The organism is Alkalimarinus coralli, assembly GCF_023650515.1.
Classification (GTDB): Bacteria; Pseudomonadota; Gammaproteobacteria; order Pseudomonadales; family Oleiphilaceae; genus Alkalimarinus; species Alkalimarinus coralli.
Genome location: NZ_CP096016.1, coordinates 2,954,989 through 2,977,470, shown reverse-complemented (window position 1 = coordinate 2,977,470; position 22,482 = coordinate 2,954,989). Strand labels below are relative to the sequence as shown.

The following is a 22,482-nucleotide window of genomic DNA, read 5'->3' as shown; positions in this document are numbered from 1 at the left end:
GTTTTTGTAAGATTCATTTTGACAGGCGCATATTAATGAAACTGCTAAACACCTATGAAGACAGGGATGAAGCCGAGGCAGCGGCTCAAAAAATCACCGGAGAAAAGCGCTTGGCTAGCGAGCGTGATGCTACCGAAACTATTTACAATTTATTCGGGCAACCCACCTGGGGTAATTTTTATAAGCTTGGTATGTTCAATCTTCCTCAACTGAAAGATATTGTAGATAAAAAACAAGCGGGCCAGCCTTACGATGAAGCCAAGCATAAAGAAATACTAAATATGCTTCGCTATGCAGCCAACTCTTTTGAAATTGAAATACCGAATCATTGGCTCTGAACTAAAGCATCATCTACAAGAGCATTGGCATCGATTATCATATCTTCGTTCGTAACTTTTTGTGTCGTCCAGTATAACCACTCGAATATAGGGTTTGAGTTAGCCCTGTAGCCGTTCCATAAGTAGCTAAGTTGGTCTAATTCACTACTAATATCAACGCCATTACTCTGCCATAGCTGAAAGCACTGGTCAGAACACTTTGAAGCAGTATCTATGCTGGTTCGATTGCACAACCATTCATCGATCAATAAACCTAGGAAAGGTGAAATCGGCACGAGTATTCGAACAATGTAATCTTCAATTCTGTAGTTTAATGTATACATCAGAAATAAACTCAGAGCTGTAGTGGCAATAAATATCATTGCTAAAACAACGCCATATTTTTTTCTAATCTCTGTTTCCCAGCGAAATGTTGAAAGTAGGCAGAGTGCTATGCCTTTTTCCCTTCCTAGCTCGGAAACCCTAGCTGGCCACCATTCAGATAGGTTAGATTTGTCTTGACTGTTTTTGTCGAGCCACTTTTTGGATAGTCTATTTATTTGAGATTGCGGCGTTTCAATTGGGCTTGGTTTTATTCCTATCCCTAAAACATTGAAATCGTGGAGGCGTTGTAGACTGCTACCTAAACCGACGTATTTATTGATTTTTGTGTGTTTTCCAATAGTGCTGGCCATTATCATCAAAAGAGTGGTGGCGGTAACGTAAGCTGCAAGATTTACAGTTGGAAAAGAAATGATTTTTTGAATATTGATAGCGACGATTAGCTGGAGTACAGAGAGTAGTATGGTTGGGATCCATATCCATGTCTTCCATATCTTAGCCATTTTGTAGGCGCGTCTGAACGCTGCTGCGATCTTCACATTCGAGTCTTGTGACTGAAATTCATTAATCCTGTTCATCTTTGGTTATCCATAATCCGGGAAGTTGCTGCCAAAGATATCACCCCATTTTTTAATAGAGCTGCGGTGATCCTTGTCGGACTCAAATTGTCGTGCTTCAATAGCTTTGTTTTTATCAGCCCATGCTCGGGTGGATATTTTGCTTCGTTCGTCTTGCGTTAGGGAATTGATATTGCCTTGAATACCTTTCGGGTCTGACACATCGTTAGTCACGTTTAGCCAGACATATTCGAATATCTTAGGAAGCTCCAAGTCTACAAATTCACTTGCAGCATCAGATCTCGTCGAATAATAATTTAAGATCATTACCTCAAGAAGATAGGAACTCATTGATGGCATCGTTGGCCGTTTGTTCCAGTATTTCATTATCCGGATCACGTTAAGTACGTTGCCATTATGGTTTGCATTTATTGCTTGCGTCCGATTTTGATCGAGTATCGGGTTGGTCTTTTTCCATGACCCGCTTCCGTCAGGAATTAAATAGAATGAATTTCCATATGTGTCTGGCGAAGTGAAAAAACAGGGAACAATGTCATAGCTCCAGTCATAACTTGTCAGAGACAATATAGCGGCCTCTTGATTTCGTTTAGTGTCTGCACTTGCATATTGAGGAACATTATTCAGGGCAGAGACGATTTTATTTACAACCTTGATTGAGTTGAGAGTATCTGTTCCATCGTTACATAGACGCCGAAGCTGTGTTGATTGTTCAGGAACAGATATTGAAATGCCACCTAATAGTCCTTCGAAATAAGTTGAGCCTTGAGCGTTTAGACAAATCATGATGTCAATGTCATCAAGGGGTCTCTTCTTTGTACTTCGAGCAAATGAACCAAAGAAAATATTTTTCTCCGTATACACTTGAGGAAAGTGATCGACCTTTGATGGAAAATTACAGATTTGCCCAACCAGCCAATCACGGCTAGCTCTGGCTATCTTGGTTTCGTCATCACACAAATTCACCTGATCGGCCAGAAATTTGTTAAAAGCTTCTATTACCGTTGTGGCCACGATTGCATCCTTGCATTGTTTATTTTAATCAGCCAATTTGCGTGATGACAAAGGATCAATTCCTATTCCTCTTCAAACTCCGAACTGCTGAACCGCAGCACATTACAGTTCTCTTTGATGGTGCGTTGAAGCGCTTCATCAAACCCATCCTTTGAGCGAGCTTGAATCTCGACAGAGATCGACACTTCCACGCCTAACTTCGCGGTGAATTGCTGCACCACCTCATCAACAATGGTGGCGAAGTCCATTTTTGCTTTCACTGGGTCGAGTTCTATATTGCCGTAGAACTGTCTCTTAGCTGCCGTTTGAACTGGTGTAGGCGTCGTGCCGCCAGGTGTTGGTTGAGGCTGTGACCCTCCAGTCGGGCCTGTTCCACCAGTCGGAGTAGGTGTTGGTTGCCCCCCAGTTGGTGGTGTGGGCTCAGGCTGTGGTGCTGGTTTTGTTCGCTCACGATAATCAGCCGCTGCTTCACGCTCGATTAACAATGAAGAGTCATCCAATATAGACATAGAGCCACGGCCAAATACGAAACCTAGATAACGGTCACCATCTTTACCCGAAGCAAAGCCAAAATAATCTTCGCTGTCTAAGCCCGAAGTAATCGCATTTTTGAAAACGTGGTCATTTACAAGGCGAGGCAGGTATAAGTAGTGGCAGCTGTCTTGCCAAACCTTTAACGCGCCTACCTCGGTTACGCCATCTTTCAGATACCACTGTTGAAGTGTGTTACGCAGATGAATAGGGCTCCATTCAGAAATCAGCCACTCTTCTTCCTTTAGCTTATTTTCTATTTCAGAAATTAAGTTTTGTGCCGCCGGAGATACTGATACAGACTCCCATACAAGCTGAGGCTTACCTTTAGAAAATTCTTCAACCGGGCAGATTATCCACTTATAAGTTTCACGCACGATTTGATGTAAGCTTTGCTCGGCAGTATCTGCGTTGCGCTTAGCCTGTTTAGACAGTGATACCGTTAGGTCCAATTTCCCATCAGCCACATCAGACACGATGCTCTTCCACGCAAGATAAGTTCTACCCGCATCTTTTAAACGGCTAACCACATCATAATCGGCAGCAAAGAAAATCAATCGGTTTTGCTTTTGCCTTGGTTGGTCGCCGCGATTGCGCAGTATCTCCTCAGCGGCTTCATAGGCTTGTCTGGCATCACCACGGCTGTATGCAGCATTTGGTGGCAGCACTACTAAGCGTGGGCCTGGCGCATAGTCGTCAGGTACGTCTACCGAAGGGGTGAAAACATGAATCCCGCCAAAACAATGGTTTCTACCAAATACCCTTCCTACACGCTCTTTCAATAATGGGTGCAGCTCTTGGGGTTCATTAATATTTTGCTTTCGGCTTTCCATTTCACGGCGTAGGTTTGGCCGTGTGTCCAGGTAGTAACGATCTTGCTCTGAATATAAATAATGCAAACGATCTCGTAAGCGCTTAAGCACATCTTCAAACACACCGATGGTTTGCCCAGGCTGGGCACAGCCTAATAAAATGTGTTCCTGGTTTAAGCCTTTAACACCTTGTTCCGCATTCGAAGGGGCACTGCCTAAAAAGATGGTGCGCATTGCGCGGCGGGCAGCCTGTACGCTACCAAAACGGGTATCGTGGCCATCAATATTAGCGGGCTCTGAACGTGGGCCATCCACTTCTTTTTCCAGTACCGGCTCCCAACCTTGAGGTAAGTAGTGAATGCTCTTATTGCGTACATTGCTGTCGTCCAAGGCAATGGAGCCCGGCATAATCAACGCGTCTTTGTTATCTGAATTCCAAAGGCGGTGAATCACAATTGCCATGTACTGCAACACGCCACGTGTGCGCTGGAATTTATCCAAGGTCGACCAGTCTTCATATAAGCGGTCGAATACTTCTGGGTGAATGGGGTAAGACTGGCAAAGTCGCTCAAAATACACATTCGACTGTGTTTCCAGCGGGAACTTGTCACTATTGGTGCGATAGAAATCAGAGAACTGTCGGCTAATCCCTTCTACTTCGGCACGTTCTCCAGCCGATTCAAACAAACGGCGGCGTACAATTTCAAAGGCTTCAGTGCTGGCGACAGGTTTCCAAACCGATTCAACACGTGCAAAGTATTTTTCCAGCGATTCCAGAGCACGTTGGCCCATGGTGCCACCCACTTCTAATTCAGACTCCGGTAACGAGGCCAATAGAATCGCGTTGGGGACCGCTTTCATGGCTTCGGTGAGCGCCTGAATAAATGAAATGTTGCTGTCGAAAGTACCGGCTTTAAATTGTTTGCCCACTTCTAATTGGCGAACAAAGGCCACGAGCTCGTCAATGAGGATGACACAAGGCGCTGCTTTCTCAACCAGCTGCCGCACCACTTCTTTACCCGGTGATGTACCATCGGCATCGCTCTGGGCAACCATGGCGTAACCTTCATCGCCGAGTAGCTGCCAAGCTAATTCACCCCACAGCGTGTTCGCCGCAATATTGTCATGCTGTTGTGGTTGGCTTGGAGAAAGCTTAATGCCATCTATGACTGCTACTTTTGCACTGGGTAAGTCATGGATGCCCGCTTCATCCAATAGCGGTGGAATACCTTCAAGCTTATCGGTACTGACTTGGCGAGAGGCCAAATGTAAAACCGCTAACATGGTATGGGTTTTACCACCACCAAATGCGGTTTGCAGTTGAATGACCGGGTCACCACCTTGGCCTGCTAAGCGCTGCGCAACCGACATTAACAATAAGCGCATGCCTTCAGTAATAAAGGTACGGGAGAAGAACTTTTCCGCATCTTGATATTCGACTGTCGCAGTCCCTGAAGCGACTTGCGAAATATCAGCCGCAAATTCAGATTGCTTGAAAGTGCCTTCTAGTACATCTTTGTGAGGGCGGGCAATTTCACGCCATGGTTTTAAACTCATTCTTTTTTCTCCCTCTTAAAAATCTAAGCCAAGTTCAGACTGGGTACCGCGATGGCCTACTTCGTGCGAAGCGGCGACAATGGCATGCCAGGAACCAATTAATTCGTTATAGGCGCGGGCTTCTTCTGCCCACTTTTTGCGTTCGCATAGTGTGTATAGGTGGTAGGCCAGCTGGCGAATGTGCTCGCCTCGCTCAGGCATACGAGCAAGCAGGCTGCCTGCTTCGGCTTCGCCTTGCTGGTTCAGTACGCGGATCATCTGGTGGCAGGCTTCCCATATCGGGGTGCGGGTATCAGTTTTTGGGTCCCAATCAGTGGGGTACTCGCTCCACTTCAACAGGCGGACTTTACCGCCGCCGGATTCAATCACTCCGGCATCACGCACACCATCTACCGATGTGCCTTTAGCGCGAGCGAGAGTGTCAGCTTCTCCAAACTGTCCTTGACCCCAACCGTACTGGCTAAACCAGTCGTCGCAGAATAAAGTGTCGTTGTCGAAGTTACCGCTGTCTGGGTTGAGGTAATCGGTGATGGCGCGGTTAATTAAAATAAGCGCATCGTGCACACTCATTTTGCTACCGTCTTGATTCAGAACCGCCTCATACTTCGAGAAAATGGCCATGCCAGGGCCGATAGCGGCTTGTGCTAAATCTACTGGGGCGATAGGTGATGCACCAGTACTGCCGCCGATCATCGCTTCAAGGGCTTCGGGCATTTCTTCACGGAGTTCACGTTGGAATTGTCGGCGTGAAATAGACTCTGCTTGTTCACCTCGTTTTTTACACACCAAAACGACAGAGGATGCTAGAGCGTTTGTGCCTGATGCAATCATCCTATTGGCTAATTCTGTTCTCATTGGCCACGTTCCATCAATTGAAAAACCTGCACTGATAATCGACTCGAGGAATGTTTCCCAACCAGTACTGGATGTGCTGCCTTCCTTGGTTTCTGATTGTTTGAATGCATAGTAAATGGTTACAGGAAAAGCAGGATTTCCTTTTTCTGCCATGCTATGAATGGCTCGAGTCATTCCATCCAAAAAGAAAGATTCTGCACTTTCTTTACTTCCGTGGCGGTAAGGTGTTGCTACTAACTCTTCGCTCTTAGGCACAGCCATGGTTGAAAACAGGTTTGGATATATTGATTTTAGAGATCGGCGCATCCAAACATAAAAATAATCTGATAGATCCGCATAACCTATGTTGTCGTAGTATGGCGGGTCTGTTGAAATAACTTTTCCAGTAGATATTGACTGAGTAGCAGCATCTGCTTGTGCTACAGAACCCGCAATCAAAGAATTAAGTTTGGTACACGCATTCAGGTTGTCAGAAGTGTATTTAATTGCCTTTAGCCAGCAGATAGATTTCTCGCCAAGGATATTTGATTCTGGAAAATCCCAAGTCATTGGTAGGGCTTGTCTTTTATACGTCTGCATAACTTGCTCGCCCGAAGCTTTCCAAGTCGCGATACTACTGTTGTAGTCAGCCAAACGATCAACGGCAAACGCTAAATAGACCGCAATCGCATCTCCGTAGGCTTTTGCCCCTGTTCCACCTTGATCGATGCCTAGGTCATCATTTTCCATACCACTAGCTATGGCATCTTCAATTGCCTTTTCGCGAGCAACTTGCACTAAATCTGAAAATGTCGTGAGTGCGAAAAGTTGTCTCGAGGTAAATAGGTCGCCATAGACATTCAGCCCATATAGCTGTGTTCGTATATCTCGCGGATTATGATTAATTTCCGTGTTTGGCTTCCAATCTGGAGTGGCTGAGTTAGCGATTTCTTCCATCTCTTGGGTTGGAGATAGATAGACTCGACCTTGCTTGCCTTCAGCAACGATGGCCATTAGTCGTTGCTTAAAGGTACCCTTTTGTCCTTGCGCCCTTATGTCTTTAACTGGAATTGGAGTATCAGAAATTAGGCATCGAAAGTTTCCGCCTCGACCTACTTTTGTTCCTTGTTTTGCTTCAGAGGTTGGTTTCCCTTTAATAACTTTAAACTCATAATTTGTACCATCGATGCGTGGTTCTACATAAGCTTCTTTACCTTTTTTGCTTGAAAGTACAAATGTCGAAACTAAAGGTACATCTACACTGCTAAAAGCAGGATTTGGACTCTTAACTGTCCTTGCCCATAACCATGTTAAAACAGTTAACTCTTTCCCTTCGTATGCTTTTAGGTCAGGGCGTTCATTCACCATATCGGCTGTTATTTTTATTTTTGGATAGAGGTGACCTATTCGTTTGGTCGCTTCTTGATTTACCCAATGGCCATATCTGCGCACGTCCTCCGCTAGTCCTCTGGCTCCTGACCAATCATTTATTAGGTCTGATTGTTTGTCTTCTGGGTTCGTTGGGCCAATCGGTGCTTGACCTGAAAACTTTGGAGGTATTTCAATCATCGCCTTATTGATCATGACCGCAACAGGATTTAAGTCACTAGCGAAACTTTCTAAACCTAAACGCTGTCCTTCAAGCGGTATTGCACCTCCACCAGCAAAGGGGTCATGGAAAGCAGGTAGTTTTTCCGGATTAAAAAGCTCATTAGCTTGCGGATGCTTTTTGTTTAGCTCACAGGTAAAGCGCCAGCTTTCTTTAATAGCTTCACGCGCTTTATTCAATACCTCTTCATTATTGGTGTTTTCCCACTTCACCAATTCACGAATAATATCAAACAGTCTTTCTCGTTCATTTTGCATTTTTAGTTGAGTTTCACGAAGGCGTTTATCGCCAGAAACAGTTTCAGAAGGATCATTTACCATTTGCGCAAAAATAACAGCTCTAGCAGCAGGTAAAGGGCGTCTTGCCCACCACAAGTGAAGGCCTCTCGGGTGTGCGCCAATCCCTGGTTGCTTTTCATGAGCACAAGCAGCATTGATGTCGTCGAGAGGCAATGCCACTTCAATCAATTTCTTTGGAATTTTAATGTTACTCATTTATCTGCCTTAAACGGTTTGCTCAGGCGCAACTGCTTTTGAGAGCAGGTCACTGAGATCATAATTAATACTGGCTACACCAAAGTCTGGTTCGGCGGTGAACGGCGTTTTAACGTAGTACGGCCCTTCAAACTCTTCTCCGTCGACCATGACTATGGCGAGCATAAATTTGTCTGCTTGGTTTAAGCGAAATACAGCAGCGTTCATTAACAGGCTCCTGCCAAGAAGTGTTTGATCGTTGTGGAAAATGCTTGCCACTGGGTGCTTTCAATTTCTTCTTGGATATACTCAGCTATTAACTCAGAATCCCAATCGGCTATTTCTTCCAGCATTTTTTTATAGGGCTGTACTGCTCTGGCTCTATTACCTTTCAGCACTCGATTGTCTAAACCAAACACTCGAATGGTTTCGGTGGCTTTGCGAACATCGTTTGCACCTATACCGGCGCGTGCCCTGACTTCGCCGGAAGAATGAAAATATAGATAACCATCGGGGTCTTCTATGTCGGGCTTGATAAGGTTATCTGGGTTATAGGCTTCAGCTCTGGAGCGATCTTTGTAATGGCCACAGTGGTCGTTTGAGCCACAAGCTAAAAACAGGTTGCTCCATTCGAATGTTAATTCTGGAAAGTGGCTTGGATTTTTTCGGCGAAAATGTTCAATGTGTCCTGCATGGTGAATAGCATCTTCGCAATAGGCACAACGCACTCCATATTCAGATGCTTCCGCCGTTGTTACGCCTGGCACACCTTGCATTTGCACAAGTGCCGCACGAAGTTGCTTTTTACATTCGCCACCGAAATTATCCCAAGTCTGTGTATTGTGATCATATTCACTTAAACACTGAGGCGCTTCTGTGTTGTCTCGATCTAACTTATGCATCGCTAACCCTTATTGTTCTTTTGCTTGAAGGACTGGAAGCGAATGAGTTTATCTGCATCCAACAAAACGCGATGGGATTCCCCATATATATCGATGAGTTTTGTTCGTAGTGCCTTTCCTTGATCGCTTTCATGTTGGCCTTGCTCGATTAATGCGGTGTAATCAGCAACCCATTGTGCTTCCTCTACAGGAGGAATTGGGTTCACTTCTTGGTAATCGATCAGAATATCGCTGCTCGGGATGCCAATAGTTTGCTCATCTTTTCGTTCGGCAGTTGATATTGTTTCCCCTGTGTTGGGATCAGGTTCGTGTCTTAAAACACGGATACATTCAGCAGGTACCGTAGACAATACTTGAGGGCTGTGGGTAGTCACAATAAACTGAATTTTTGGAAATGCTTCTCGCAATGAGCCAATCACGGTTTGTTGCCAAGTTGGATGAAGAAACATATCCACTTCATCTATCATGACCACACCTTCGGTTTTTAGAGCCGCTTGTTCACCGAAGTGTGGGTTTAGTTTGATACAGCGAAAGGCTATGTCTGACACCATGACAACCATATTGCGCAAACCATCACTTAGCATACTCAGTGGTAAGGCACCATGTACAGGGTGGTTCATAACCAGTTGCTGGCGCTGGCTAACGCTATATTCAATGTCGTGCCATCCTGTTGCTTTTTGAGTAAGTGCATTTACAGATTGCTTGACGACTTGAATGGCAGATTTAAATTGCTCTAAGAGTTGAAAGTCAAAATAATCGGAGCCTTCCAATTGTTGTATTTGAAGTTCACGATAGCTTTTGTAAACCCAGCCATACCAATCTTCGAATTGTTTGTAGCTCGATGCAGTAGTTAAGCAGTTCTGATAGCCCCAAAGGCGAGATTGCATGCTTTTATCTAATTTTTTGTCGGCTACTGTAGACGTATAACGTCCTTGATACCAAAGCCTACCCGTCCCCAAATAAACAATGAGAGGCAAATCTATTGCTGTAAGGTTTTTTTCGTCGCGAACTTGGTTCTGAAGCTTCTTACCAAGTTTGGTTAACGCTTTAGCATGTTCATCTTGCAGAGTATTGGTGCCTGACTTAAGTTTTTCTCGTGTCTGGATCCAATGCTTCTCTTCAGACTCTCCTGGCCAAATTCCCTGAGCATCCACAATAGAAGGTATGACTGCCTCCATGTTGTTTTGATCACGACGCGTTAAACGTACGTCCTCAATTTGTATGGTTGCTGATTTCCCCGTTTGGCTTCCCAAGTCAAAGGCTTTTACGAGTGGCCACATAGCAATGCGTGCCGCATCAATAATGGTTGTTTTACCTGCACCATTGGGTGCAATTAACACAGTGACTTCTGGGTGAAATGAAATATTAAGTCTTTCAAAACACCGGTAATTTTCGATAGTAATTTCTGTCAGTTTCATGTCGTTTGCTCCGGTGATACTGCTTTCGACAGCAGGTCACTGAGATCATAATTAATACTGGCTACACCAAAGTCTGGCTCGGCGGTGAACGGCGTTTTTACGTAATACGGCCCTTCAAATTCTTCTCCGTCGACAATGACTATGGCGAGCATAAATTTGTCTGCCTGGTTTAAGCCGTAGATGATTTCATTACGGCTAACAGTAATGGTGCTTTTACCTTTGGCGCGGCCTTTCACTTCTATGTGACGATCTGGCCGGATTGATCCATCGGCATTGGCAGGTGGGCGTGAGGTAACATCCCAACCGCATTTTTCTGCACCAACGTCTTTTACTTCAAAGCCAAAACTGCGCTCGATATTCATTACGGCATGCATGGCGATGCGCTCCACGCGAGAGCGGGCTTCGGCATCGACACTAAATTGGGTTTCGCCTTTGCGATGAGCCAACAAGCCTTGCGGAATGACTAGGGCGCCGCCCATTACCACTGGCGTACTGGAGACGACGTTTTTCAGTGCTTCTAGTTCTGTTTTACGCTGCTCTAACCGAGCGGTGAGTTCATCCACGCGGCGACGTGCCATTTCAGGCTGCATGCGGGGTTGTTTGCCTGCGTTCACATCGTCTTGCAGTTTGATGTAGCGGTCAGACCAGTAGTTAATCTCTTTCACTAGGCGCTCATTCACTGCCGCAAGGGTTTTATCTGCCTGGCGTTCACGGCGACCTTTCACTTCGCCATAGTGTTCGGGCACCAGTTGCTGTGACGCGTGGTTTAAAGCTAATGCTTCAAGGTTGTTGTGCTCTCCATTCAACCAGGGGGCATTAAGAACACCGCCAACCAGTTTTAAGTCGTAGTCATCGATCGGTTGCAAATCGAGGTGAGGTGCCCAGCCTGCATTGATGGCATTGCCTTTTTCGTCGATCTCTACAAACTGCAATCTACGCGATGCGATATCTGTGGAGTTGCCGCCTTCTCTTACCGTATGGTCCACCATGAAGAGTACTTTTGGTTCTAAACCATCATCATTTGGGTCTACCAACACAGTACCTTGCTTGAGCTTGGGGCGATGGGCCTCTAGCACCAAATCGGTTGAGGCATGCATTAATGGGTGCGATGGGTGAATCAGGTCGGCCATCGGCTTGCCTTGCTGCCGAACATGCTGCTTTTCGAAGCAGATACGTTCATATTTTCGCAATACTGGGGTTCGCGTTTCGCCGATGATGCGGTCGCGCTCACGAATGGCGGCAGGCACATGGCGCACCTCAAAGCGGCCCGATTCACGGTTGCGCATTTCACCGCCCAAGGTTTGGAATGCTTCGGTAAAAAAGGCACGAATGAAGTAAGGTTGTAGTTTACGGGCTTCTGCCTTTTCCATTTCTTCTTTAACAGCATAGAGCTCTTCTAGCCCCATGTGCTGCTCGACCAAAGCGTTACGACGCAGGATTTCTTTCAAGTGCTCAGCATCGAGCGCACCATCGATCACTTCGTTCATTTTGGCCTTGGTTTCTGGGGCTTCGCCATAGCGAATGGCATCAACTAATAGGTCTTTTAGCGATACGTTGTCGAAGGCTTCACCGAGCACATCGAAGACTTTGCCGCCCAGTGCTTCTTTTTCGATCTCAATCTTGTCGAAGAGCTTTTTGAATACTTCACCTTCACGGGTTTCGGCGGCAACGATATTCCAGAGGTGACAGACGTCGGTTTGACCAATACGGTGAATACGACCAAAGCGCTGTTCCAGGCGATTTGGGTTCCAAGGCAGGTCGTAGTTCACCATGAGGTTGGCGTTTTGCAGGTTCACACCTTCGCCTGCGGCATCGGTGGCAACTAATACAACCACTTCTGGATCGTTACGGAACTCTTCCTGTACTTTGCGGCGTTCATCCCGGTTGGTGCCACCATAAATAGTACGCACCGCGTTTTCGTTGCCGAGCATGTCACCGATGCGCTTCACCAAGTAGTTCAGGGTGTCTTTATGTTCGGTAAATATCAGAAGCTTGCGACGAGCACCACTGGCGGTGAACATTTCTGGCTTGTCTTGCAACAGGTAAGAAAGTTCTTCCCACTTTTTGTCGTTGCCGGATTGCACAACAGTAAGCGCCTGATGCTCTAGATCTTTTAAACTGAGTATTTCGGCCTCAAGTTCCGGAATGGTTTCTGCTGCCGATGCCTGATCGACCACTTGCTCGGAGAGAATTTCGTATTCTTCTGCGCTTAAGTCTTCATCGAGTTCGTCAAAGTTATCCGGTATATCGATTTTCTTTTTAACAGTGTATTCGCCCAATGTTTCGGCTACTCCAGCACCAGACTGGCCATCTTTTTGAACAGCCTGACCACGCGCCATGAGTTTGGTTTCTTCTAGGCGATCTTCTAAGCGCTTGCGGCGACGTTTCAATGACTGGTAGATGGCTTCTGGGCTGGAAGCCAGCCTGCGTTGCAGCATGGTTAGTGCGAAGCCAACGTTGTTCTTCTTTTTGCTGTCGAGGTTATCGGCGCGGTTCATCTCTTCACGCACGTAGGTGGTCACTTGTTCGTAAAGCGATGCCTCCATCGGCGAAAGCTCGTAATTGGCTGTATAAGCGCGGCGCTCTGGGAACAGTGGCGTACCATCAAACTTGAGTAGCTCTTCTTTCACCATACGACGCATCATGTCTGACACATCAACTTTATGGGCACCTTCGCGGAACTTACCGTAAAAGCGATCGCCATCTAACAGGGATAGCCAAATCTGAAAGTCTTCTTCCTTACCGTTGTGTGGTGTTGCAGTCATCAGCAAGAAGTGGCGCGTGATGGAGCCAAGGAGCTCACCCAGTTGAAAACGCTTGGTTTTATTGATTTTGGTGCCGAAGTAACTGGCCGACAGTTTGTGGGCCTCATCCACTATGATGATGTCCCACTCGGTGTTTTTGAGTTTTTCCTGGAACTCTTCGTTGCGCGATAACTGATCTAAACGGCAAATGAGTTGGTCGGATTCATCAAAGTAGTTGCCAGAAGCGCATTGCTCTTGCTTCTCTCGACTAAAAATATCGAAGGTAACACCGAACTTTTCGAGTAACTCATCCTGCCACTGCTCGGTGAGAGAGCCGGGAGAAACGATCAAAATACGCTTGGCATCACCGCGCATAATGAGCTCACGAATTAACAGCCCAGCCATAATGGTTTTACCGGCACCGGGGTCATCGGCCAAGACAAAACGCAAAGGCTGCTTTGGTAGCATGGCTTCGTATACCGCAGAGATCTGGTGAGGCAGTGGCTCAACGTTTGAGGTGTGTACCGCCATCATTGGGTCAAACAGGGCAGCTTGGCTGATACGGTAAGCTTCTAAGCCCAATTTAAACTCGGCACCCGGCGCATCAAATGCCCATGGTCTACCAACAGTAGCCAGTTCAAGGCGTGCCTCGTCTGAGCGGAAAAGCATTTGCTCGCCCAGTTTGCCTTGGCTGTCTTTGTAGTAAACCGTAATTGCGGCATCACCAACCGGTTCAACCTGCACGACGCGGACAATTTCTTCAGCTTGGATGCCGCGCACCTGCGCATCTTTTTTAATGTCTTCGAGTTTTAGCATTAGCGCTCCATATCGTCCGTGATAGTTTCGTCTTGATAGCCAGGGGCAATAACCAGGTTTTCAACACCGTATAAGGTCTGCCTGTTTTGCAGCCAGAGATGATTTTCAGGGCCTGTGAGGATGTGTCGTTCAGAGCAATCGATATTCCAGTGTCTTAGTACGTAGCCAGCAACTGCAGCTCGCACTTGTATCTTGAGCATTCCATTTGCCATTCCATACTCGGTCTCAATGGTTTCTGGGTGTTTCAAGTTAGGGTGCGGAACAATGTGCATTTCAACAATACGGTTCCACTGAATATCGCCTTCTTTCGTTTCAGGCTTTGTAATTTCTGTATTGAGCAGTTTCGGTTTTGCTATGCGGTTAATGACAAAGTCGGTGAATCTTTCTCTTTTTCGGTCGAAGGCTCTTACATGCCAGCGAAGGCCGTTATCCACCAGAGCAAAAGGCACGATTTCTCGTTGGCTTAAACCACTGGAGAGGGACCGGTAGTCTATCTTAAGCGCCTTTTTCTGGTGAATGGCTTTGGTGATCTCAGCCAACACATCTAGGTTTGGAAAATTGAGTTGAGTTGGCGACTCTGCAGTGACCAAAGACGTGCTGCCTGATACATGATCGTCACCTAGCCCGTAGCACAATGCAGATAATGCTTGGCTCCCTTGATAGTCAAACAGGGGCTTGAATTGATTGGCTTCTATATAGGTCTTAGCTTTTGTGTCGTAGACAAGGTTTTTAGGTGCCAGTTCTTTGTATAGAGAAATATCCCGAGTCGCGGCGGCGGCTTTAATGCCAAACCGGCTGACCAGGTCATTTCTGTTGACTGCGCCTAAAAAGCGTAGCTTGAAATCTATATGGAATAGCCTTTCTTGCTGCGCTTGGCTGATGTCTTCTAGTGCTTTGTTTTCAATCAAGGGTTGAGGACCTTTGTCTTATCAAAAGTGGTCAAAACAATTGCTACCTATTTATCCGCTGATGGTCTGCGCTTTATCCTACTCTTCGGAAGGGATAAGGCTGGCCATCATTACTCTTGTTTATCTGAGTCTTGGGCATTTACGTCAAACTACCGCCATTTACAATAGTGATCTCACTTGACGTATAAAGTGCTGCTCAAATTTATCATGGATCATAATACTGATAGCTTATGCGTGTCAATAATGGTTGTTGACATAATCAAAAAGATGATGATAAGGTTTTGCTATTGATTATAACTAATTCCTAGTGAATGAGCCGACTGTTTTAAATAAAGGGCAAGGAGAGAGCTATGAGGAAGGTGCATTGAGCTTTCAGGGTTTACAGGCAAAGTATCGGCGCTTATTTGCCGAGCATGCCTCATGGAAACTTTTAAGAGCCGACAATGCGCCTTATATATTGGCTTTTATTGCTGATTTATTTTCTGAGGAAAGTGAAATTCCATACGGTCGCGCTCGAATAATGCTGCATGCAGAAATAGAGCGTAGCCGTGAATTGGGTATTTGGTCCACAGAAACGTCTGCGGCGACTTATCTGAATCAGTGGATTCGAACCGGTTGGCTGCGAGAAATGGATGATTCTTTAACCAAAACCGACGCAAGTGAGATTGCGCTTAGGTTCTGTAAGGGTTTGGATGAAAGGAACTCTGGCACCACAGCATCGCATTTACGCATTGTTCAGGAAGCGGTTCGTGACTTAGCTGTTGCTATAAGCCCCAATGTAGATGAGCGAGTCACCTTGCTGGAAAGTAAAAAAGCTGAGATTCAGCGCGAAATAGATGCGCTACAGGCCGGAGTTGTGCCTGAGCTTAGCGAGGTAGAGCAGCGAGAGCGAATTAGAGAAATCTACCAACTTGCTTCAGTGTTAACGGGTGATTTTCGTCGAGTAGAAGACGAAATTAGAGTGTTAGACAAAGAGCTGAGGGTGCAGATAATCGAGGGAGATGTATCTCGTGGCGATATTCTTTTATCCGTTATGGAGAAAGAAGCATTCCTTTCTACCACTGAGGCCGGAAGCGCATTTGAGGGGTTCTTTCAATTGCTCTGCGACCAAAACAGATCAATGGAGTTTCGTGAGCAGCTTCGCAGCATTTTGAATAGGCCTGTCGCTAAGCAGCTATCTGGTAGTCAGCAACAATTCTTGAATCAACTGATGCGAGAGCTAAGCCGCGAAAGTGATCGCGTTTTTCGCATTAGGCGTCGCACAGAAGAAGGTCTTCGTTCTTATATCGAAAGTGGCGCTGCGGCAGAAAATCAAGCGGTTGATCGCTTGCTATCAAAACTTGAAAGGCAGGCTGTGTTGTTAAGGGATGGGATGCGTGATGACGGTTTAGGCTTAAGAGTGGACTTAAAAACCGAAACCACGCTTAGTTTACCTGTTGGCCCCATCGAAATTAAGTCACCAGAAGCTATGCGACTAAGAAACCCTGACGATAAGTTAGACACATCAGGTGTGGAAGAAAAAGCAAACAGTCGTGAACCAAGCTCTCATGTTCTCGATTGCTTGGATGCAGTTCAGGTTAGGGAAATTGCACATAAAACATTCGACTCGCTCAAAGAGCATGGCCCGATGTCGATAGCCGGGTTGGCTGCTAAGAATCCATTGGAGTCTGGTTTGGAAGAACTGGTTGCCTATCTACGAGTGGCCAAAGCAGTGGGGGCAACGGCCTTGGAGCAAAAAGAAGATGTGGAATTGATGGATAAGCAAGGAGCTATGTTGAAAGCATCAATACCTACTTACCTGTTGACCCTCGATTTATTCCCCGAAGATATTGATGAGTTGTCGTTGTAAAAGGACGCCTCCTGAATAAAAAGCTTTAAGGAAAAACTATGACCAATAATTCTCCTCCGAACAGTTTCTTTTCTCTCGTCATGGATAAAGAGAGCGACAATAAGAGCGGCGGCAAGCCAGGTTCTGAAGAAGAGTCTGCCGAGAATGAAGTGGTCAAAGCAGATGCTCCGGAAAGTCAGCTTTCCGAAAGTGCTATGGGGCTGGGTGAAAGTACATCTCGGCCGTCTGAAGATGAAGCCTTAGCCTCTTCCGTAATGCAAAGCGACTCTGCTGTTCACTCTGAAACAATGCCTCACGATGCAAGGCGGGTTCTGGTGCACCTAATGCGGCAAGGTTCAGTGATGGCTTCGCAAAAATCCAAGCTCTTTGAGTTGCTTTGTCGACATGAATCTGCAATACGAAAGCATTTGTCGGAAGTTTACCTGCAGTTAGTTCTTGATCAAAAAATGGGGGTGGCGTTTGTTGCTAGTGCCGATTATCAGAATGATATCGGTGACATTAATGTCGAATCTGACTCTGAGAATCAAGATGATCTTGAATTAGATGAATCGACAACATTGATACCCAAGAGAGCACTATCGCTTTACGACACTCTGATATTGCTGGTTCTGAGAAAACATTATCAAGACAGAGAGTCGGCCGGAGAGCAAAAAATTACGATAGACATTGAACGTCTTGAATCCTATCTCACCCCTTTTCTCCCAATTACTGATCATGTATCTAAAGATCGTAAAAAGTTGCTAGCTCGAGTGAAGGAGATGGTTAAGAGGAAGGTGTTATCTACGATTCGCGGGACTGAAGATCGATACGAAATAACTCCGATTATTCGTTATGTGGTCAGTGCGAGCTTTTTAGAGAGCATGTTGGCCGAGTACACACTATTGGCGCAGCAAACAGAAGGTACTTCGGTTCAAGCAAGTCCTGTTGATAACAGCCGTATTGATAACATAGACGGGGAAGCAATTGGTGAAGCCAATGAATGACGTTACAACATCACGAGCTGACTTGTTTGCTCAAGGTCAAATAAGATTAGCGGAGTTGTCGGTTTTCAACTGGGGCTCTTTTCATGGCTTGCATACTGCTTCTATCGATTCTGATGGAACTTTGGTAACAGGTGATAACGGCGCTGGAAAGTCGACCTTTATTGATGGGCTAATGGCTCTACTTTTACCAGCAGGAAAAGCAACTTTTAACGTTGCTGCGGCTCAGGGCGACCGCTCTGATAGATCACTTTTATCCTATATGCGTGGAAGCTTTGGGTCTGCTCATGATGGATCTTCCACGCGAGTCAAAAGTAAGCGTGAGAAAGGGGTTGTGACTGGACTTCGAGCGCTTTACCAATGTGAAGATGGTTCAAGTATTACTCTGGCGGCACTTTTTTGGACAGCGAGCTCAACTAATACACTTAGCGATGTTAAGCGGGTTTATCTTGTTGCAAAAAGGAACATGCAACTAAAAGAGTTGTTAGACGCATTTGGTGAAGGAAATGCTAGGAAGTTGAAACAATGGCTGCGTGACGATCCTGCCATTACCGATTGTGATAGCAACTTTACTGATTACCAGGAGCTTTATCGCAAGCATCTATACATGGACAACAAAAATGCGCCTGCTTTGTTATCGCGTGCGCTGGGCCTCAAGAAGATAGATGATCTTACAAAACTTATCCGTGAATTAGTCTTGGAACCTAGTGGTGTAAAAGAGGATGCCAAGAAGGTTGTTGAAGAGTTCTCTGATCTCGTCGCCATTCACGAACAGCTGATTGATGCTAAAGAGCAAAAATCTCACTTGAGTAGATTACCTGAACTTTCAGAATCCATTGCCGAATCCAAGCTTGCTTTAGAGAAGCTTCATCTGCAGAAAAATCATTTAAGCGTTTACTTTGGTGAGGCACTCTCAATGCTTTGGTCAAAAAAGCTGAGTGAGTTAGAAGAAGAGCTAGCATTGCTTGGAAGGTCTATTGCTCGCGCCGAAAAAGAAGAGAATGATGCACAGGATTCGGTAGAGAAAAGGCATGAGGAGTACCTCAACCTTGGTGGCGATAAGATCGAATCCCTTGAGAAAGACATTCAGCATGCTAAGGACAAGCTTAACTCTGTCATACAAGCATCCTCAAATTATCAAAGTGACTGTCGCAGTTTGGAGCTGGATGCTGAGCTGAACGAAGAAATATTTATCTCGAATAAGCGTGCAGCGACTTTAAAGTTAGAAAAAATCGAAGATGACACTAAGCAAAGCCAAGATTATTTTGGTGGCATTGCAGCACAGTTGAGCGAGCAACAGAAAAGCTTAAACGATATTAAAGACGAGATACGGGAGATAGAAGCTCGCCCAGACTCAAACATCGATGTCCGCTATCAGCAGCTTCGTGATGAAATGATCGAGTCGCTTAATTTATCTGGTGATGAGCTGGTTTTTATTGGTGAATTACTTGATGTTAAAGACGATGAGAAAGCTTGGCAGGGAGCTGTTGAGCGTGCGCTAGGTGGCCTCAGGACGACTTTGTTAGTACCTCAAAAGAATTACTCAATGGTGACTCGCTGGCTCAATGTACGGCATACCGGCTTGCATGTTCGTGCTCAGGTTGTAGCGAAATACAATTCTCAAGATAGGCCGTCAAACTTTACTGAATTTAATGAGCGTGGCTACCTTCGTAAATTGGTATGGAAAGATCACCCATATCGTGATTGGCTAAAAGCTCACTTGAATAAGTTTGATTTGCGATGTGTGTCTGGTACCGATGAGCTTGATGCGACGCCATTCTCAATGACAAAGGAAGGTCTCGTGCATATGGAACGAGGCCGCTTTGAAAAGAAAGATCAGCGGAAGATAGATGATCGCAGAAGTTGGAGTCTTGGTTTTTCGAATAAGTCACGCTTAGTGCTTTTAAATAACGATGAGAAAGAAGCAGAATCTCGCGTGGCAGAGTTGGCTGCAACGTTATCCCAGGCACGAGAGTCCCTCAACAATATCGCTGAGAGAGCTAAGCTTTGGGAAAGAATTGATGGCTATAATTGGGAGCAAGTGGACGCACCCTATTGGCAGAAGCGCTTGGACACAGTGAAAGCCGACTTGGAGAGACTTGAACAATCAGGCGGAAACCTTGAGTTGGCTAAATCTCGCTGGGATGCAGCTAAGAAGCTGTTGCAAGATATTCAGAAAAATAAAGAGCAACTCAAAAAGGATGAAGGTGCATTAGAAACCAAAAAGGGTGATGCGCAACGCCAGGCTGAGAAATACCGTTTATTGGCGTCAACTGGTATGAGTGATGAAGTTAGGACACTCCTGTCGGATCGAATTGGTGTCGTCACTTTAGAAATAGCAGATCAACAATCGGAGTTTGAAAAAACGCTGGATAGCGAATTGGAAAAAGTCCGATCTGCTAAAAACACTGCTGAAAACTCTGCAAATGGCATTATGGGCTCCTTTAGAGGAAAAGATAAATGGCAGCCCCTTACGGTTGATTGGCCCACTGGCTTAGATGGACTGCCAGATTATTTAGAGCATTACTCCTATATTGAAAAAGAGGGTTTGCCCGATTTAATCGATCAGTTCAAAGAGCGCTTAAATAAGCACGCAACTCAATCTCTGGCTCGAATTAAGACCAAGCTTGAATCTGAGAGAGAAGATATCTTAGAGCGGATCGATACAATCAATCGCGTGTTGAAGCGAACTGAATTTAAGCAAGGCAGTCACTTAAAGCTTGGCTCAAAACGTGAAAAGTATCCGCATGTTCAGGAGTTTGAGCGTAAAGTTAGAAGTGCGCTAAGTCAGGCGACAAGTGATGATCATGAAGCTCGATTTAACCTTTTGGCTGAAGTTGTGGAAATTCTTGAGAAAGCGAGTGCGCCAGGAACGTCCAACAATATGGAAAGTTTGAGGCTGCTAGATCCAAGATATCAAATGTCATTCTTTGCTGAAGAGATTGATTCGCAGACGTTCAGTGTGCGTGATGTGCTTGAGTCTAGTAGTGGAAAGTCAGGCGGTGAAAAAGAGTCGTTTGCCGGTACTATCGTTGCCGCGAGTCTTGCTTACGTGTTGACTCCAGATGGGTATGATAAGCCTATTTATTGCACAGTATTTTTGGATGAGGCATTTTCAAATACCGCTGAGGCAGTTAGCCGAAGAGTGCTTCGTGTCTTCAAGGAACTTCATATACACGTCAATTTGATTACGCCCTATAAAAATCTGAATTTAGCGCGAGAGTCAGCGAGATCATTGCTCATTGCCGAGCGGGATCCTGAGCTTCATGAAAGCCACTTATGTGAGGTGACATGGGAGGAAATTGATCGGCGCATGGCAGAGCAAAAACGCTCTGCGATCGGTGCGTCGCTACATGATGAAATCACCGCCGAAATCGATCTGGTCAGAACTTAATGAGCACTTCATCAAAAGCGACTTGGGGCTTACTACCAGAAGATGTCCTTCTTACGCTGAAAAATAATCACTGGCAGAACTCAAGAAATTTGAAAAGCTTGCTGAGCGGTGGGGACTCATTTCCCTTGGTAGTTCCTTTGAAGCCTCCAAGGGGAAATGCGGCAATCCAGAATATTGGCCATTTTCAGAGCTTTGTATCGTCTTGGAAGAGCTTTTCCCAAGATTCTATTAATGGGGCTGGCCAAGAAAGAGGCGACTCAAAAAGCAAAGGGTTTGAGGTGGTTTGGGAAAAACGGAATTTCCGCTCGCTCGCAGAGCAGGATGTTCCCACACACTTAAATATCTTAGATATCGGCTCACTTGCCTGCATACTTGGTTTGGATGAGGAGCGCCAGTTACAAGACTGGCTTTCGAAAATTCGTTACATTTTTGAATCCCTTTCATCGCAATCCTATTTACCTCAAAGTCAGAGTCACCAAGCCAGCTCTGATGAGGGAAGCTCTTCCCATGACTCTTCCCTTAGAGATAGCGACCAGAACTTGTTCCAAGTATTAATTGATCATTTAGAAACGTTAGATGGTTTCGAGCAGGACGATTTGGAGCTGCTGGTGAGGTTGTTGCCACAGTTACAAAAAGGAATGGGGCAAGGATGTTACCTCAGGGCGTTACCTGTCACTTTTGTGGATACAAAATTCATCGAGAAAAATTTACGAATAATTGAGTCTGTCGTTACTGCGCTGCTTGATAGGAGCGTTAAAGATACTGGCTTGATGAGCTGGCTTGATTGTAAAGAAAAACCGAAGGACTGGTTGTTAGTTAAGCCTCTATGTCAGGAAACTAGGTCACTGTTGGGTGGCCTACCATTGCTTCGCCTATCCTCAGACACTTTGCAAGATTTTGAGTTGCCCGCGAGAAATATCTTGGTGATCGAGAACGAACAGTCCTGCCTAGCGCTTAGTGATGTTCACAACACGATAGCAGTCTCGGGTGGAGGCAAAAATGTTTCATGGATGAAGGCAGGCTGGTTGGCTGATAAGAATGTTGGTTACTGGGGAGATATTGATTCTGAAGGCTTGGCTATTTTAAGTGATGCCAGAAGTAAGCTGAGTAGCATTGCTCCATTGATGATGGATGCACAGACGGTCAAGGCTTTCGAAGAGCGCATGGTGCCAGAACCTGACTCGGTATCTAAAGACCCGGTTTCCTTAACAGAAAAAGAGCTCGCTCTGTTTAAGGGTTTACGTGCTGCTCAGTATGCTGACAAGAGGCTGGAGCAAGAGCGTCTGCCGATGGAGTATGTCGCGCAACATATTGACGCTTGGGTACTGTGATTTCCTTTCGCCCAACCAATTCACCCAACAAACCTTTTGATTAGTCCGATAATAAGCTGCTGATTCTAAAGGGTTC

14 protein-coding genes are annotated in these 22,482 nt (G+C 45.7%); 5 read left to right on the top strand and 9 right to left on the bottom strand.

Annotated features, from left to right (window positions below; translation table 11 throughout):
• Window positions 1-35 precede the first annotated feature (35 nt).
• Window positions 36-338: a hypothetical protein gene (locus MY523_RS13335; protein ID WP_250655188.1), complete on the top strand. Its 303-nt coding sequence runs from the start codon at window positions 36-38 to the stop codon at window positions 336-338.
• Here the strand turns inward: MY523_RS13335 and MY523_RS13330 are convergent.
• The 9 genes from MY523_RS13330 to MY523_RS13290 form a co-directional block, all read right to left on the bottom strand.
• Window positions 326-1,237, bottom strand: coding sequence for an S-4TM family putative pore-forming effector (locus MY523_RS13330; protein WP_250655187.1), 912 nt, complete (start codon window positions 1,235-1,237; stop codon window positions 326-328). The two genes, MY523_RS13335 and MY523_RS13330, sit on opposite strands and share 13 nt — an antisense overlap.
• A 6-nt stretch (window positions 1,238-1,243) precedes the next feature.
• Window positions 1,244-2,248 carry a nucleotidyltransferase gene (locus MY523_RS13325; protein ID WP_250655186.1) on the bottom strand — a complete coding sequence of 335 codons (1,005 nt, stop codon included), beginning with the start codon at window positions 2,246-2,248 and terminating at the stop codon, window positions 1,244-1,246.
• A 62-nt stretch (window positions 2,249-2,310) separates the two neighbouring features.
• Window positions 2,311-5,148 (bottom strand): ATP-binding protein, encoded by a 2,838-nt coding sequence (locus MY523_RS13320; protein WP_250655185.1) that lies wholly within the window; start codon window positions 5,146-5,148, stop codon window positions 2,311-2,313.
• 15 nt (window positions 5,149-5,163) lie between these two features.
• The gene (locus MY523_RS13315) at window positions 5,164-8,085 is read right to left on the bottom strand and encodes a DUF1156 domain-containing protein (protein ID WP_250655184.1); all 2,922 of its coding nucleotides are present in this window, start codon (window positions 8,083-8,085) and stop codon (window positions 5,164-5,166) included.
• A 9-nt stretch (window positions 8,086-8,094) separates the two neighbouring features.
• Entirely contained in the window at window positions 8,095-8,292 is a 198-nt protein-coding gene (locus MY523_RS13310; protein ID WP_250655183.1) for a hypothetical protein, read from the bottom strand.
• Window positions 8,292-8,966 carry a retron system putative HNH endonuclease gene (locus MY523_RS13305; RefSeq protein WP_250655182.1) on the bottom strand — a complete coding sequence of 225 codons (675 nt, stop codon included), beginning with the start codon at window positions 8,964-8,966 and terminating at the stop codon, window positions 8,292-8,294. Before MY523_RS13305 ends, MY523_RS13310 begins: the two co-directional genes overlap by 1 nt.
• 2 nt (window positions 8,967-8,968) lie before the next feature.
• Window positions 8,969-10,384 (bottom strand): AAA family ATPase, encoded by a 1,416-nt coding sequence (locus MY523_RS13300; RefSeq protein WP_250655181.1) that lies wholly within the window; start codon window positions 10,382-10,384, stop codon window positions 8,969-8,971.
• Window positions 10,381-13,944, bottom strand: coding sequence for a DUF8742 domain-containing protein (locus MY523_RS13295; protein WP_250655180.1), 3,564 nt, complete (start codon window positions 13,942-13,944; stop codon window positions 10,381-10,383). Before MY523_RS13295 ends, MY523_RS13300 begins: the two co-directional genes overlap by 4 nt.
• Window positions 13,944-14,852 carry a WYL domain-containing protein gene (locus MY523_RS13290; protein ID WP_250655179.1) on the bottom strand — a complete coding sequence of 303 codons (909 nt, stop codon included), beginning with the start codon at window positions 14,850-14,852 and terminating at the stop codon, window positions 13,944-13,946. The genes MY523_RS13295 and MY523_RS13290 overlap by 1 nt, the downstream gene beginning before the upstream one ends.
• A 364-nt stretch (window positions 14,853-15,216) precedes the next feature.
• Between MY523_RS13290 and MY523_RS13285 the strand changes: the two genes are divergently transcribed.
• The 4 genes from MY523_RS13285 to MY523_RS13270 are packed head-to-tail and all read left to right on the top strand — an operon-like array spanning window position 15,217 to window position 22,406.
• Window positions 15,217-16,701, top strand: coding sequence for a DUF3375 domain-containing protein (locus MY523_RS13285; protein WP_250655178.1), 1,485 nt, complete (start codon window positions 15,217-15,219; stop codon window positions 16,699-16,701).
• 38 nt (window positions 16,702-16,739) lie between these two features.
• Window positions 16,740-17,684: a DUF4194 domain-containing protein gene (locus MY523_RS13280; RefSeq protein ID WP_250655177.1), complete on the top strand. Its 945-nt coding sequence runs from the start codon at window positions 16,740-16,742 to the stop codon at window positions 17,682-17,684.
• On the top strand, window positions 17,677-21,075 hold the full coding sequence (locus tag MY523_RS13275; protein WP_250655176.1) for an ATP-binding protein: 3,399 nt from the start codon (window positions 17,677-17,679) through the stop codon (window positions 21,073-21,075). The genes MY523_RS13280 and MY523_RS13275 overlap by 8 nt, the downstream gene beginning before the upstream one ends.
• Window positions 21,075-22,406, top strand: a complete 1,332-nt coding sequence (locus tag MY523_RS13270) for a Wadjet anti-phage system protein JetD domain-containing protein (RefSeq protein WP_250655175.1) — start codon at window positions 21,075-21,077, stop codon at window positions 22,404-22,406. The genes MY523_RS13275 and MY523_RS13270 overlap by 1 nt, the downstream gene beginning before the upstream one ends.
• Window positions 22,407-22,482 lie beyond the last annotated feature (76 nt).

What these genes read in the sequence shown, in the direction of transcription:
- MY523_RS13335 (WP_250655188.1), top strand. Translation starts at nt 36, where the DNA reads ATGAAACTGCTAAACACCTATGAAGACAGGGATGAAGCCGAGGCAGCG.
- MY523_RS13330 (WP_250655187.1), bottom strand. Translation starts at nt 1,237, where the DNA reads ATGAACAGGATTAATGAATTTCAGTCACAAGACTCGAATGTGAAGATC.
- MY523_RS13320 (WP_250655185.1), bottom strand. Translation starts at nt 5,148, where the DNA reads ATGAGTTTAAAACCATGGCGTGAAATTGCCCGCCCTCACAAAGATGTA.
- MY523_RS13315 (WP_250655184.1), bottom strand. Translation starts at nt 8,085, where the DNA reads ATGAGTAACATTAAAATTCCAAAGAAATTGATTGAAGTGGCATTGCCT.
- MY523_RS13310 (WP_250655183.1), bottom strand. Translation starts at nt 8,292, where the DNA reads ATGAACGCTGCTGTATTTCGCTTAAACCAAGCAGACAAATTTATGCTC.
- MY523_RS13305 (WP_250655182.1), bottom strand. Translation starts at nt 8,966, where the DNA reads ATGCATAAGTTAGATCGAGACAACACAGAAGCGCCTCAGTGTTTAAGT.
- MY523_RS13300 (WP_250655181.1), bottom strand. Translation starts at nt 10,384, where the DNA reads ATGAAACTGACAGAAATTACTATCGAAAATTACCGGTGTTTTGAAAGA.
- MY523_RS13295 (WP_250655180.1), bottom strand. Translation starts at nt 13,944, where the DNA reads ATGCTAAAACTCGAAGACATTAAAAAAGATGCGCAGGTGCGCGGCATC.
- MY523_RS13280 (WP_250655177.1), top strand. Translation starts at nt 16,740, where the DNA reads ATGACCAATAATTCTCCTCCGAACAGTTTCTTTTCTCTCGTCATGGAT.
- MY523_RS13275 (WP_250655176.1), top strand. Translation starts at nt 17,677, where the DNA reads ATGAATGACGTTACAACATCACGAGCTGACTTGTTTGCTCAAGGTCAA.
- MY523_RS13270 (WP_250655175.1), top strand. Translation starts at nt 21,075, where the DNA reads ATGAGCACTTCATCAAAAGCGACTTGGGGCTTACTACCAGAAGATGTC.